Source organism: Micromonospora sp. NBC_01405 (assembly GCF_045040155.1).
GTDB lineage: Bacteria > Actinomycetota > Actinomycetes > Mycobacteriales > Micromonosporaceae > Micromonospora.
The window spans coordinates 2,652,923-2,666,561 of sequence record NZ_CP109532.1 but is presented as its reverse complement, the minus strand read 5'-3'; the positions used below and the strand labels follow the sequence as shown (position 1 = coordinate 2,666,561).

The following is a 13,639-nucleotide window of genomic DNA, read 5'->3' as shown; positions in this document are numbered from 1 at the left end:
GTGAACCCGACTCCAGGGAAGGAGCACCGTGGTCGACCCCCACAGCCCACCGCCGGCCCGGACACGTCCGGCCGTCGTCACCATTTCCAGCTACCTGCTGATCCTCGTCGCCGTGATCCAGGTGATCCAGCTGATCCTGACGCTGACCACCATCGGCACCACCCGCGACGTGCTGCACGACGCGTACTCGGGCACTGACGCCAACGGCGCCGACGCGCTGGCGGACTTCACCGTCGCGATCGGCATCGGTGGGGCCATCCTGGTCCTGCTCATCGGGATCGGGCTGGTGGTGCTGGCCATGCTCAACAACCGGGGCCGCAACGGCGCCCGGATCACCACCTGGGTGGTCGGCGGCATCCTGGTCTGCTGCACCGGCAGCAACCTGATCAGCGGGCTCGCCGGCGGCTTCGCCGGCAGCGGCCAGACCTCCGGCGACGCGCCGAGCCCGGAGGAGATCCAGCGTCGGCTGGAGCAGGAGCTGCCCTCGTGGCTGACCCCGGTCAGCACCCTGCTCGCCGTCGTCGCGCTGCTCGCCCTGCTGACCGCGCTGATCCTGCTGGCCCTGCCGGCCGCGAACGAGTTCTTCCGTAAGCCGCGGCAGGGCTGGGAGCCCCCGGTTCCGGGTGCCGCCTACCCGGCCTACCCACAGAACCCGGGCTATCCGCAGAACCCGGGCTATCCGCAGAACCCGGGCTACCCGCAGGCCCCGGGCTACCCGGCGGCACCCGGCTACCCGCACGGTCCGGGCCAGCCCGGCCAGCCGACCCACCCGCACGCGACCCCCGGCTCGTCCTCCCCGGACCAGCCGACTCCGTACCCGGACCAGCCGACCCCGGGGCCGTCCTCGTCCGACCGGCCGGACCCGTCCGGGCCGGGCCAGTGGGGCGACTCGGGGCCGTCCACGAGCGGCGGGTACTCCGGGCCGTCCGGCGGCGGCGACTCCGGATCGTCCTCCGGCGGTGGCGGGGACTCCGGATCGTCCTCCGGCGGTGGATCGTCGTCGTCGGACTGAGCACCGGACACCGCCCAGGCCGCCGGCCCGCGCAGCCCGGGTGGCGGACTGGGCACGCCGGATAACGGCGACATCGACGATCCCTCCGAGTAGGTTCCACACGGACGCCTACCGGAGGGATCTGTCGTGTCGTACCCCGATCAGGCGCAGCCCCGTCGCCCCGCGGTCGTGGGGCTGGCGGCGGCGGTGCTGGTGCTGATGGCCGTCGGCGCGCTGGCCTACGCGGTCGCCGGCCTGGTCGCCCTCGGCGGCACCGTCGACCGGTTCCGGGCGGCGGCGGCCGGCACCACCGCCGGTGCCGGGGAGACCGACGGCCTGGTCACCCTGTTGCGGCTGGCGGTGGGGGTGTCGGCGGCGCTGACCGTGCTGGTCGGCGTCGTGCTCGTCGGGCTGGCGCTCGGCCTGTTCGCCGGTCGGCCCGGGTCCCGGGTGGCGACCTGGGTGGTCTGCGGACTGGGCCTGGCCTTCGGCTGTTGCGGGCTCGCGGCGCTGGTCGGCCAGCGGGCCGTTCCGCTGCGGCTGTCCGGGAGGGACCAGGCCACCACCGCCGAGACGCTCGGGCTCCTCGGCGACGCCTACCCGTCCTGGTGGATCCCGGTCAACGCGGCCCTTTCCGCCGGCCAGATACTCGGTTACCTTGTGGTAACCGCGTTGCTGGCCCTGCCGGCCGCCAACGCGTGGTTCCGCCGAGGCCGTCCCGTGCCGGCCCCGGCCGGTCCCCCGCCGGCCGCGCCCCTGTACCCGATCCGCTGAGGACACCCGTGACGGCAGAGCAGGTTCCCGCCGAGCGCCGCGCGCTGGTCACCGGCGCGACCGCCGGTATCGGCGCGGAGTTCGCGCGCCGGCTGGCCGCCGACGGTTGGGCCCTCGTGCTGGTGGCGCGCGATGCCGCCCGGCTGGCGGCGGTCGCCGCGGAACTGACCGGCAGGTACGGCCACCCGGCCGAGGTGATCGCGGCGGACCTGTCCACCGACGACGGTTGCGCCGCCGTGGAACTCCGGCTGGCCGAGGGCAGCCCGGTAGAGCTGCTGGTCAACAACGCCGGGATCAGCCTCAACCAGCCCTTCCTGAGCTCCTCGGTCGCCGACGAGTCCCGCTTGCTGCGGCTGAACGTGCACGCCGTGCTGCGGCTGACCCTCGCCGCGGTCGGCCCGATGACCCGCCGGGGCCACGGGGCAGTGATAAATGTCTCTTCGGTTGCGGGCTTCGGGCCGGTCATGCCCGGCTCGACGTACCCGGCCAGCAAGGCGTGGGTCACCGCGTTCAGCGAGTCCGTCGATCTGACCACCGCCGCGTCCGGGGTGCGCGTGATGGCCCTGTGTCCCGGCTACACCCGCACCGGCGCGCACGAACGGCTCGGGATCGACATGTCCGGGACCCCCCGTTTCATGTGGCTCCAGGCCGGACAGGTGGTCGACGAAGCCCTTCGTGACCTGCGGAAAGGCCGCTCCGTAAGCGTTCCGTCGCGGCGCTACAAGCTGGCCGTCGCCGGGGTCCGGCACGCGCCGCGGAGCCTGCTGCGCCGGTTCGCCCGGGACACCCGCGGTCGCGACGACCGCCGCGTCGGCTGACCTACGGCACAGTGCCTTCCGTCGGGCCCGGCGGCAGGTGTCCGCCCCTGCCCGGCGGCAGCGGTCGCACAGAGTAGCCGAACATCGCCAACCATCGGTCGCCCGCAGGGCTGATCGGGGTGGACCCGACACACGGCTCCCAGACTTGCGCAGTAACCTCTATCGCCATGGGGGACCACGACGACCTGCGCAAATTCATCAACGACCTAGCCGTGGTCCACGGGCGGGTGGTGCTCTCGTCGGGCCAGGAGGCGGACTGGTACGTCGATCTGCGGCGTGTCACGCTCCATCACCAGGCCGCACCGCTGGTCGGTCGAGCACTGCTCGACCTGACCTCCGACTGGGAGTACGACGCCGTCGGTGGCCTGACCCTGGGCGCCGACCCCGTCGCCCTCGCAATGCTGCACGCCGCGTCGACGACCGGCCGGTCGCTCGATGCTTTTGTCGTCCGTAAAGCGGGTAAGGCTCATGGTCTGCAACGCCGCATCGAGGGACCGGACGTGGCCGGACGGCGGGTGTTGGCGGTCGAGGACACGTCAACCACCGGTGGCAGCGTGCTGACCGCGGTGGAAGCGTTGCGCGAGGCCGGGGCCGAAGTGGTGGGTGTTGCGGTTATTGTTGATCGTGGCGCCGGCGACGCGGTGCGAGCCGCCGGACTGCCGTATCGGGCGGCCTATACGTTGGCTGACCTCGGCCTTGTGGCCTAAAAGTTTGCCGATTCGGATCTGCTGATATGCAGGCGGATCGATGCTGCTGGTGGAAGGATGGAATACGTGGGAACTGCGTTGGCTGAAATGACCATGCCTCAGATCTCGCCGCTTGCCGGCGAGCCGATCGAACGTGCCGACGCCGAGCGGCTTGCGGGGGTCCTCAAGGCCCTCGCGGACCCCGCTCGGCTGCGGCTGCTCAGCCTGATCCAGTCGGCGCCCGAGGGCGAGGCGTGCGTGTGCGACCTGACCGCACCGCTCGGCCTCTCCCAGCCGACGGTCAGTCACCACCTGCGTATCCTCACCGAGGCCGGCTTGCTGGAGCGGGAGAAGCGCGGTGTCTGGGCGTACTACCGGCTGGTGCCGTCCGCGATCGCGACGATCGCGGATCTGCTCACCCCGCCGCGCAAGCGGGCCACCAAGAAGGCTCGCTGACGACAAGGCTCTGTTCCGGGCCGTCCCGCCTCGGGTCGGCATCGGGTGGCGTGTCAGGGGTGGCGCCACCACCGGGCGGTGACGCGGGGCCGCGTCACCGGCAGTTGCCTCGTTGATTCGTCCGCCGTCGATTCGTCACGGCCTCGACCGATGGCCGGTCCCGCAGCTCGGGGCCGGCCATCGGCGTACGTCGTGACGGATCGCGCCGTCAGCGGCCCCGGCCCTGCTCCGGCCACCGGTCGCCCTCGTGTGGCTGCTGCTGCGGCTCCTGCTGCCCGTACTGGGGGTACTGCTGCTGCCCGTTCGGCTGCTGCGGCGACCGGTCGTGGGCGTGGTGGTGACGGTGGTGCTCCACGGTGTCCCGGACAGCCTCCATCGCGCCGGCGGCGCTCGCCGCCGCCACCACGGTCATCACCTCGCCGCGCTTGCGGGCCCGCCGGTCGCGGAGGAACTCGAAGAAGATCGGCAGCACCGAGATCAAGATGATCAGCGCGACCACCGGCAGGATGTACCGGTCGATCTTGTCGCCGATCGCGTTGTAGATCTGTTCGGCGAGCAGGTACCCGATCAGCAGGATGCCGTCCACCCAGAGGATCGCGCCGACGACGTTCCAGAGCAGGAACTGCCTGGCCGGCATGCCGAGCGTCCCGGCCACCGGGTTGAGGAACGTGCGGACGATCGGGATGAACCGGGCCAGCACCACGGCCTTGGCCGGGCCGAACTTCTGGAAGTAGTACTCCGCCTTCTCCACGTACTCCCGCTTGAACAGCCGGGAGTTGGGGCGCTCGAACATCCGCCGGCCGTACCGCGCGCCGAGCCAGTGCCCGAGCTGGGCGCCGACGATCGCGCAGATCGGCCCGCCGATCAGCAGCCCGATCAGGGAGATCCGGGTGCCGTCGCCGAAGATCGCGTCCGCCACCGGCGATGCGGCGACGCCGGCCAGGAACAGCAGCGAGTCGCCCGGGAAGAAGAAGCCGACGAGCAGCCCCGTCTCGGCGAACAGGATCACCCAGACGCCGATCAGCCCGAAGGTATGGAGCAGATCCTTCGGGTCGAGCGGATTCAGGGCGACGGTCTCGACGGCCGCCCGTGCCTTCTCTGCTGTGTCCACGGCCACACAGGGTACCGAACCCCGGTTCCGCTCCCGCCCGGCACCGCCCCGGTCCACCCGGGACGGTGCCGGGCCGCGCCCTCGGCCAGCCCTTCGACCACCGTCACAGGCGGGGGTCGACCGGCTCGGACTCGCAGGCCAGGATGGCGAAGACCAGCTCGTGGCGGCGCCAGAGCGGGGCGCCCGCCGACAGCGCGTCCAGGGCGGCGAGCCCGAGGGCGTGCTCCCGCAGGGCCAGCCCCCGCTTGCGGCCCAGCGACCGTCGGCGCAGCGCGGCGAGCTGCTCCGGCCCGGTGTACCCGGGGCCGTAGATGATCCGCAGGTACTCCCGGCCCCGGCACTTGATCCCCGGCTGGAGCAGCGACCCCCGCGAGGACCGGGCGGCCGGCCCGGCGTACGGCTTGACCACCATGCCCTCCCCGCCGCCGCCGGTCAGCGCCAGCCACCAGTCGGTGGCGTCGGCCTCGGCCGAGGCGTCGGCCAGGTCGACGACCCGCCGCCGGGTGAGGGTGAACAACCCCGGGTCGGCGGCGCACAGCCGGTCGGCCAGGTCGAGGTGCCAGCCGTGGTCCCGGTCGGCGTGGCTGGCCCCGGCGGAGGCGAGCACCACGAACGGGGCGAGGGTCACCCCGCGCAGCCCGTCAGTCGGCGCCACATACGCCCGATACGCCGCCGAGTACGCCTCGACCTCCACGGACCGGACGGCCATCCGCTCCCGCAGCTCCCCGACCGGCAGGCCCCGACCGGCCGCCGCATCCAGAGTGGCCAGCACCGCCGGCAGGGCGGCCCGACCGGCCGCGCCCACGCTCGCGTACTGCTCGCGGATCAGCCCGCCCGCCTTCGCCGACCAGGGCAGCAGCTCGCAGTCCAGCAGCAGCCAGTCGGTGCCCAGCTCCGCCCACAGCCCCGCCGTGGTCACCGCCGCCCGGACCCGGTCCAGCAGCTCGCCGTCCAGCGGCGGGCCGAAGAACGGCCGGCCGGTGCGGGTGTGCACCACGCCGCCGCCCGGCCCGAACGGGCCGCCGTCGGGGTCGCGGCAGACCAGCACCACGGCACGCGAGCCCATGTGCTTCTCCTCGCAGACCACCCGGTCGACGCCGGCCGACCGGTAGTCGGCGAACGCCTGCGCCGGGTGCTCCAGGAATCCCTCGACCGTCGACGTCGAGCACGGCGCCATCGTCGGCGGCAGCCAGGTCAGCCAGCTCGGGTCGACCGCGAACCGGCTCATCACCTCCAGCGCGGCGGCGGCGTTCTCCGCCGGCACGGTCAGCGTCCCGTACGGGTGCTCGACGTGCCGTCGGCCGGAGACGTCGCGCAGGTCCAGCACCGTGTCCGGGCGGGCCGGGACCGGCGCGACCAGCGGCCGGGCCGGGGCGTACCACTCCTGCACCGCGCCGACGGAGACCAGCTCCCGCTCCGGGTAGCGCAGCGCGGTCAACTTCCCGCCGAAGACGCAGCCGGTGTCGACGCAGATCGTGTTGTTCACCCATTCCGCCTCCGGGGCGGGCGTGTGCCCGTACACGACCATGGCCGAGCCCCGGTAGTCGCGCGCCCACGGGTAGCGCACCGGCAGGCCGTACTCGTCGACCTCGCCGGTGGTCTCCCCGTACAGCGCGAACGCGCGGACCCGGCCCGACGCGCGGCCGTGGTACTCCTCCTTCAACCCGGCGTGCGCGACCACCAGCCGGCCGCCGTCCAGCACGAAGTGACTGACCAGGCCGTCGATGAAGGCCGCCGCCTCGGCCACGAAGCTGTCCGGTTCCGCCGCCAGTTGGGCCAGCGTCTCCGGCAGGCCGTGGGTGAGCCGCACGTCCGCGCCGCGCAGCTTGCGCAGCAGCTTTTGCTCGTGGTTGCCCGGCACGCAGATCGCGTGCCCGGCCGCCACCATGCCCATCACCAGGCGGAGCACCCCGGGGGAGTCCGGGCCGCGGTCCACCAGGTCACCCACGAAGACGGCGGTACGACCGGCCGGATGCGCCGCGTCCACCGGGCGGCCCGCGTCGTCGCGACGCAGGCCGTAGCCGAGCCGGAGCAGCAGCGCCTCCAGCTCCTCGCGGCAGCCGTGCACGTCGCCGACGATGTCGAACGGCCCGGTCAGGTCCCGCCGGTCGTTGAACAGCTTCTCGTACCGCACCTCCGCCGCGTCGATCTCCTCGACGCCGCGCAGCACGTGCACCTTGCGGAAGCCCTCCCGGGCCAGCTGCCCGTACGACCGGCGCAGGTCCCGCTGCATCCGGGCCAGCACCGGCCGGCCGAAGGTGCGGTCCGTGCGGGCCTGGGTCCGCTCCCAGGCCAGCGCCTCCGGCACGTCCAGCACGATCGCCACCGGCAGCACGTCGTGCGCTCGGGCCACCCGGACCAGTCCGGCGCGGGCGTGTGGCTGGAGATTGGTGGCGTCCACGACGGTGAGCCGGCCGCGCCGCAGCCGGATCCCGGCGACGTGGTGCAGCGCGTCGAACGCGTCCGCCGACGCCGACTGGTCGTTCTCGTCGTCGGCGACCAACGCCCGGAACGCGTCGGAGGAGAGCACCTGGCTCGGGGCGAAGTGTCGCCGGGCGAAGGTGGACTTGCCGGAACCGGAGACGCCGACCAGCGCCACCAGGGCCAGCTCGGGGATGTCGATCATCGGCCCGCCTCCTTCGGTGTGGTCGGCTCCGTGGTGGCAACCGGCTGCGCCGTGGCATTCGTCGGTTTGGTGGTGAACACGGCGAGCTGGGTGGGGGCGCCGACCTCGGGATCGTCGTCGCCGATCCCGCCGATCGTCGCGGTGTAGCCGTGCGTGGCGGTGACCCGGTCGACCCAGGCGGCGAACTCCGCGCGGGTCCACTCGAAGCGGTGGTCCGGGTGCCGGAACCGCCCCGCGCCCAGCCCCTCGTAGCGGACGTTGTGCTCGGCGTTCGGCGTGGTCACCACGACCGTGGCGGGCCGGGCGTGACCGAACACGGCGTCCTCCAGCGCCGGCAGGCGAGACAGGTCGACGTGCTCGACGACCTCCATGAGCACCGCCGCGTCGTACCCGCGCAGCCGGTCGTCCCGGTAGGTCAGGGCGGACTGCCACAGCCGGATCCGGTCGCGCTGCCGCTCCGGCAGCCGGTCCAGCCGCAGTCGGCGCTCGGCCAGCGTCAGCGCCTGGGCGGACACGTCGGTGCCGACGACCTCGGTGTACCGGCGGTCGCCCACCAGGGCGGACAGCAGTGCCCCGCCGCCGCAGCCGAGGTCCACCACCCGGGTCGCCCCGCTGGCCGCGAGGGCGGCGAGCACCGCCTCCCTGCGGCGCACCGCCAGCGACGGCCGGCGCGCAGCCTCCCCACCGTCGGACTCGGCCACGCTGTCGGCGGGCGGCTCCTCGGCCAGCCGCTGCTCGGCGAGACGGGCCATGGCCTCCCCGGCCAGGGCGCGGCGGTGGGCCAGGTAGCGGCGGGTGATGGTGGACCGCTCCGGGTGGCCGGCCAGCCAGCCGGCACCCGCCCGGAGCAGCTTGTCGATCTCGTCCGGCGCAACCCAGTAGTGCTTCGCGTCGTCGAGCACCGGCAGCAGCACGTACAGGTGGTTCAGCGCGTCGGCGAGCCGCAGCGTGCCGGTCAGCGTCAGGTCGACGTACCGGCTGTCGCCCCACTCCGGGTACGTCTCGTCGAGCGGGATCGGGTCGGCCGCCACCGCCCAGCCCAGCGGCGCGAACATCCGGGCGGCCAGGTCGGCGCCGCCCCGGCAGCGCAGCACGGGCACCCGGATCTCCAGCGGGATCTCGGCGGCGGCCAGCTCCGGCCGGTCCCGGGACTCGCCGCGCAGGGCGGACCGGAACACCCTGGCCAGCGCCGAGGCGAGCAGGCTCGACGCGGCGTACGGGCGGTCGTTGACCCACTGGCCGAGGGTGAAGCCGTCGGGGGCGGTCGGCTGGCCCCGATTCTTGCCGCGACCGCCGGCCAGCCGCAGCGGGTCCACGTCGACCAGCAGGGCCACGGTGCAGCGCCCCTCGTCCGCCTCGGGGTAGACCACGTGCGCGACGCCTACGGGCAGCTCGAAGGAGTGCACCCGGTCCGGGTGCTTGACCAGCAGGTACCCGAGGTCGGTCGCCGGCCGGTGGGTGGTGGTCAGGGTGAGCAGCACGCGCCAATGGTGTCAGGGACCTCGATCTTGCGTCGTCCCGTTTTCGGGTGGCAAGGGCGGCACCCCGCCGACCCGGGTGGGTCGACGGGACGCCGGCGGTACGGGGTGGATCAGGCGACGAAGCGGGTCCGGCGGCGCTGACCTATCCCGTGCTGCGGAAGATCACCGACGCGGTGGGCGGGGTGGAGCTCTGCCTGCCGACCGAGGTGCGCTCGATCCACACCAGCCGGACGTACCCGGCCGGCTGCCAGCACCTGGACGGTGCCGCCTCCGTGGACCTGCTCCGGCAGCGGCGCACCCTTGCCGACGACTCCCAGGACCGGGACCGCAACGCCCAACGATTCGCCGCCGCCCTGGTGCGCCGGGCCGACGAGCGGGGCGTGCTGCACGACCCGGTGCGGGTGTCCCGGCTGGCCGCCGACATCGGCCCGCACCTCACCATCAGCTCGGCGAGCGGCTCGCTGCTCGACCTGCTGGCCCTCGTGCCCCGGTTGGAGTCCGCCGAGGTGGTCGGCCTCAACCTGCCGGCCGTACTGGTCGACGCCCCGGCCCACCGCTACGAGCCGGACCCGGCCGCCGCCCCGGAGCTGCTCGCCGCGCTGCGCGAGGACCGCCTCGCGGCGTGGGTCGCGGCGCACCCAGAGCGGGTCACCGGCCTGCGCTGACGCCGGCGGCGACGGGTGGACACCCACGCACCCGCCGCCGGCGGCCCGCTGCCGCCCGTCGATCGTGATCAGCGGTAGTCGTCCTCGTCGGGCGCGACCACCCGGGCCTGCTCCATGGCGTCCCAGTCGTCGACCTCCAGGCCGCGGCTCGGCTCCTGCTCGCCGTCGGCCGGGTCGATCGAGGTGGCCTGCTCCACGGCGTCGGCCGGGGACGCCTCCGGGTCCCGCTCCTCCGGAGCGAGGTGGTCGCTCGGAGCGAAGTCCTCGTCGGGCTGACCCATCGTCCCTCCCTGATTCCGGTGGAAAGCTACCCACACCGTACGGGCTGACCCGGGTGCGCGCTCGGAGCCGAGGAGAAAGCCGAGTAGCCGGAATCGGTCCTCCGGGCCCGGCCGGCGGTGCCAGGATGGTGTCGTGGGCTTCCTGATCCGGCTGGTGATCACGGCGATCGCTCTGTGGATCGCCACACTGGTCGTGCCCGGCGTCGAGGTGGGCGGCCGGCACGGCGGCAACACGGCGCTCACCCTCGTGGTGGTGGCGCTGATCTTCGGCGTGGTCAACGCCGTGCTGAAGCCGGTGATCAAGGTGGTGGGCTGCGTCTTCTACCTGCTGACCCTGGGGCTGTTCGCGCTGGTCGTCAACGCGCTGCTGTTCCTGCTGACCGACTGGATCGCCCGCCAGCTGGACCTGCCGTTCCGGGTCGACGGTTTCTGGGCGGCCTTCTGGGGGGCCATCGTGATGGCCGTCGTGAGCTGGCTGATCAGCGTCGCCGTGCCGGACCGGTGGGAGGGCCGGTGAGGTTTCGCAGGGGGTGCCCGGTGCCCCGGTCGCCGGCCCACGCCTCGGGCGGGTCAAGGGTCGGTTACGCCCGTGGTCGCCCTCTACGGGATACTTCCGGTGGAGGACAGCGCGGTCCGGCGCACCCATGGAAGACAGCGGCCAGTACGGCCGACAGCGGTAAGTAAGGAGCGTTCGATATGCCCATCGCTTCCCCCGAGGCCTACGCGGAGATGCTGGACCGCGCCAAGGCGGGCCGGTACGCGTACCCCGCGATCAACGTGACCTCCTCGCAGACGCTGAACGCGGCCCTGAAGGGCTTCGCCGACGCGGAGAGCGACGGCATCATCCAGGTCTCCACCGGTGGCGCGGAGTACCTGTCCGGCCCGTCCGTGAAGGACATGGTCACCGGTGCCGTGGCGTTCGCCGCGTACGCCCACGAGGTCGCCAAGAAGTACCCGGTCAACATCGCCCTGCACACCGACCACTGCCCGAAGGACAAGCTGGACAAGTTCGTCCGGCCCCTGATGCAGATCTCCAAGGAGCGGGTCGCCGCCGGCCAGGATCCGCTGTTCCAGTCGCACATGTGGGACGGCTCGGCCGTGCCGGTGGCGGAGAACCTGAAGATCGCGTCCGAGCTGCTGGACCGGGCCGCCGAGGCCAAGATCGTCCTGGAGATCGAGGTCGGCGTCGTCGGTGGCGAGGAGGACGGCGTCGAGAACGCCATCAACGACAAGCTCTACACCACCGTCGAGGACGGCCTGGCCATGGTCGAGGCCCTCGGCCTGGGCGAGAAGGGCCGCTACATGGCGGCGCTGACCTTCGGCAACGTGCACGGCGTCTACAAGCCGGGCAACGTCAAGCTCCGCCCGGAGATCCTCAACCAGATCCAGGAGGCGGTCGGCGCCAAGTACGGCAAGGACAAGCCGCTCAGCCTGGTCTTCCACGGCGGCTCCGGCTCGCTGCTGTCCGAGATCCGCGAGGCGCTGGACTACGGCGTGGTGAAGATGAACATCGACACCGACACCCAGTACGCCTTCACCCGGCCCGTCGCCGACCACATGCTCCGTAACTACGACGGCGTGCTGAAGATCGACGGCGAGGTCGGCAACAAGAAGCTGTACGACCCGCGCGCCTGGGGCAAGCTCGCCGAGGCCGGGCTCTCCGCCCGCGTCGTCGAGGCCTGCGAGCACCTGCGCTCCACCGGCACCAGGGCGAAGTAACACCCACCCGTACGACACGACGGCCGGCACCCGGGAGGGGCCGGCCGTCATCGTCGTAGTGGTCAGCCGGCGGTCAGCACCCGGACCGCCTCCCGTACGTCGTCGGTGAGGTGCACGGTGCCGGAGAGGTCACCGAACGGCGAGGCGGTCAGCAGCGGGCGCAGCAACGCCTCGACCGGCAGCTCCGTCGTCCAGTAGGCCCGGTCCAGGAAGACGTACGCGCCGCTCGACCCGTCCGTGCCGTAGTACGTCTTCGTCGCCGCCTGGAACACCTCCTGCACGGTGCCGGCCCGGCCGGGCGCGAAGACGATCCCGCCCCGGGCCAGCCGCAGGATGGTGTCCTCCCGGATGGCGTTGGAGAAGTACTTGGCGATCCGCCCGGCGAACAGGTTCGCCGGCTCGTGCCCGTACAGCCAGGTGGGGATGGCGAGCCCGCCGGCTCGCGCCCAGTCCACGCCGGCGCCGCGCTGCTGCGGCACGTCCGACGGCGCGCCGTACCGGGCCCGGACCTCCAGCGCGGCGGCGGTGTAGCGCTCGTGGTCGGTGAAGTCCGGCGCGGTCGTCAGCAGGTCGATCGCCGCGGTCAGCTCCTCGGCCGTCCGGCTCGACAGGTAGGCGCCCAGGTTGGCCGCCTCCATCACGCCGGGCCCGCCGCCGGTCACCACCAGCCGGTCGGCCCGGGCCAGTTCCCAGCCCAGCACCGCCGCCATCCGGTACGGCACGCTGCCCCGTCGGACGGCGTGCCCACCCATCACACCGACCACCGACTGCGGGCCGTGCGTGGCGAGCCAGGCGCGGGTGGCGTCGACCAGTGCGTTGTCCACGCCGTGATCGTGCAGCCGCTGGCCGAGCGCCTCCTTGACCTCGGGCAGCGCGCCGCCGTGCGCCCGGAAGTGCTCGTACACCCGGGTGTCGTACATGTTCGCGAAGCCGCCTTCGGCGAAGCCGGCGGCCAGTTCGTCTGGGGTGTAGAGGTGCGACGGCTGGGTCGGGTACGGCAGCCCGGAGAAGGGCGGCACCACGTTCGCACCGCGCCGGACCAGGTCGGCGCCCACCTCACGGGAGGCGAAGCGGCAGCCGACGAAGAGGGTGCCGGTCACCTCCGTCCCGGTGAGGTCGGGGACCGGGTCGAGGTCCAGGCGTAGGCCCTGGACGGTCAGCCCGGCCAGGGTGCCGGTGGTCAACCGCTGTTCGAAGATGCTGCGCGTCTCGATCTCGGTGGTGCTGGTGTCGTGCGGGGAGATGACATCCGCTGGAGGTGGGGTCGGCACCAGCCCATCCTGCCCACCCGGGGCAACCCGCCAAACCCGCCCGCCGGGACGCACCGCTGATCCGGCCGACCCGCCGGTTCGGCGGTGCGTCGGGCTCTGGACGACAGGAGCCCGGTGGCCTCGCCACCGGGCTCCTGCGTGACCGGTTCCTGGGGAGGCTCCGGACCAATAGTTGTAGTGGAGAACATCTCCCGGCGGCATGGGCCGCAGGTCCCCCGGCGTGGGGCCGCAGGCGTGACCAATGCCTCAACCGTTCAGCCAGCCGGGTCTGCCGACCCGCTCGCGCGGCGTAGAGCGAAGCGGGTTGAATGGGACGATGCAGAACCTGTTGCCTGAGCCGCCGGCCACCCTCCTGCCGGTCCACGACGAGGCCGACGCCACGCTCGCCGCCGCCACCGAGGCCGGCACCGACGAGGCGTACGCCGAAGTCGCGGCCCGTTTCCCGACCTACAGCGCCGGCTGGGCGGCGCTCGCGGGCCGCGCCCTGGCCGCCGGCCAGGTCGTCTCGGCGTACGCGTACGCCCGGACCGGGTACCACCGGGGCCTGGACCAGCTGCGCCGCAGCGGCTGGAAAGGGCACGGACCGGTGCCCTGGTCGCACGCGCCGAACCAGGGCTTCCTGCGCTGCCTGTACGTGCTCTCCCGAGCCGCCGGCGAGATCGGCGAGGCCGACGAGGCGGCCCGCTGCGCCCAGTTCCTGCGCGACTGCGATCCCGCCGCCGGGGACGCCCTGGCCAGCGCCTGATCCCTGCGAGCCGGC

14 protein-coding genes are annotated in these 13,639 nt (G+C 73.1%); 9 read left to right on the top strand and 5 right to left on the bottom strand.

Going from position 1 to position 13,639, the window contains the following annotated elements:
• The first annotated feature begins 28 nt into the window (after positions 1-28).
• The 5 genes from OG559_RS11045 to OG559_RS11025 all read left to right on the top strand — a co-directional run bounded on the left by OG559_RS11045 (position 29) and on the right by OG559_RS11025 (position 3,725).
• On the top strand, positions 29-1,012 hold the full coding sequence (locus OG559_RS11045; RefSeq protein ID WP_405114876.1) for a hypothetical protein: 984 nt from the start codon (positions 29-31) through the stop codon (positions 1,010-1,012).
• 126 nt (positions 1,013-1,138) lie between these two features.
• On the top strand, positions 1,139-1,765 hold the full coding sequence (locus tag OG559_RS11040; protein ID WP_405114874.1) for a hypothetical protein: 627 nt from the start codon (positions 1,139-1,141) through the stop codon (positions 1,763-1,765).
• A gap of 8 nt (positions 1,766-1,773) precedes the next feature.
• Positions 1,774-2,583 carry an SDR family NAD(P)-dependent oxidoreductase gene (locus tag OG559_RS11035; RefSeq protein ID WP_405114871.1) on the top strand — a complete coding sequence of 270 codons (810 nt, stop codon included), beginning with the start codon at positions 1,774-1,776 and terminating at the stop codon, positions 2,581-2,583.
• Between the two features lie 167 nt (positions 2,584-2,750).
• The gene (pyrE, locus tag OG559_RS11030) at positions 2,751-3,290 is read left to right on the top strand and encodes an orotate phosphoribosyltransferase (RefSeq protein ID WP_405114869.1); all 540 of its coding nucleotides are present in this window, start codon (positions 2,751-2,753) and stop codon (positions 3,288-3,290) included.
• A 57-nt stretch (positions 3,291-3,347) separates the two neighbouring features.
• Complete coding sequence (locus OG559_RS11025) at positions 3,348-3,725, top strand: helix-turn-helix transcriptional regulator (protein WP_007454255.1); 378 nt, start codon at positions 3,348-3,350, stop codon at positions 3,723-3,725.
• A 208-nt stretch (positions 3,726-3,933) separates the two neighbouring features.
• Here OG559_RS11025 and OG559_RS11020 read toward each other — a convergent pair whose 3' ends face one another.
• From OG559_RS11020 to OG559_RS11010, 3 genes are all read right to left on the bottom strand, one after another.
• Positions 3,934-4,842 (bottom strand): DedA family protein, encoded by a 909-nt coding sequence (locus OG559_RS11020; protein ID WP_405114867.1) that lies wholly within the window; start codon positions 4,840-4,842, stop codon positions 3,934-3,936.
• A gap of 97 nt (positions 4,843-4,939) precedes the next feature.
• Positions 4,940-7,462, bottom strand: a complete 2,523-nt coding sequence (locus OG559_RS11015) for a polynucleotide kinase-phosphatase (RefSeq protein ID WP_405114865.1) — start codon at positions 7,460-7,462, stop codon at positions 4,940-4,942.
• Positions 7,459-8,943 (bottom strand): 3' terminal RNA ribose 2'-O-methyltransferase Hen1, encoded by a 1,485-nt coding sequence (locus OG559_RS11010; protein ID WP_405114863.1) that lies wholly within the window; start codon positions 8,941-8,943, stop codon positions 7,459-7,461. Before OG559_RS11010 ends, OG559_RS11015 begins: the two co-directional genes overlap by 4 nt.
• A gap of 47 nt (positions 8,944-8,990) precedes the next feature.
• On the opposite strand from OG559_RS11010, the gene OG559_RS11005 reads away from it, so the two are divergent.
• Complete coding sequence (locus tag OG559_RS11005; RefSeq protein WP_405114861.1) at positions 8,991-9,608, top strand: LCP family protein; 618 nt, start codon at positions 8,991-8,993, stop codon at positions 9,606-9,608.
• 68 nt (positions 9,609-9,676) lie between these two features.
• Here OG559_RS11005 and OG559_RS11000 read toward each other — a convergent pair whose 3' ends face one another.
• Positions 9,677-9,889: a hypothetical protein gene (locus OG559_RS11000; RefSeq protein WP_396671712.1), complete on the bottom strand. Its 213-nt coding sequence runs from the start codon at positions 9,887-9,889 to the stop codon at positions 9,677-9,679.
• 133 nt (positions 9,890-10,022) lie between these two features.
• On the opposite strand from OG559_RS11000, the gene OG559_RS10995 reads away from it, so the two are divergent.
• Positions 10,023-10,406, top strand: coding sequence for a phage holin family protein (locus OG559_RS10995; RefSeq protein WP_350880498.1), 384 nt, complete (start codon positions 10,023-10,025; stop codon positions 10,404-10,406).
• A gap of 179 nt (positions 10,407-10,585) precedes the next feature.
• Positions 10,586-11,608, top strand: a complete 1,023-nt coding sequence (gene fbaA / locus OG559_RS10990) for a class II fructose-bisphosphate aldolase (protein ID WP_405114859.1) — start codon at positions 10,586-10,588, stop codon at positions 11,606-11,608.
• A 62-nt stretch (positions 11,609-11,670) separates the two neighbouring features.
• On the opposite strand, the gene OG559_RS10985 is transcribed toward fbaA, so the two are convergent.
• Positions 11,671-12,879: an LOG family protein gene (locus tag OG559_RS10985; RefSeq protein ID WP_405114857.1), complete on the bottom strand. Its 1,209-nt coding sequence runs from the start codon at positions 12,877-12,879 to the stop codon at positions 11,671-11,673.
• A gap of 316 nt (positions 12,880-13,195) precedes the next feature.
• Between OG559_RS10985 and OG559_RS10980 the strand changes: the two genes are divergently transcribed.
• Complete coding sequence (locus OG559_RS10980) at positions 13,196-13,624, top strand: DUF3151 domain-containing protein (RefSeq protein WP_396671710.1); 429 nt, start codon at positions 13,196-13,198, stop codon at positions 13,622-13,624.
• The last annotated feature ends 15 nt before the right edge of the window (positions 13,625-13,639 follow it).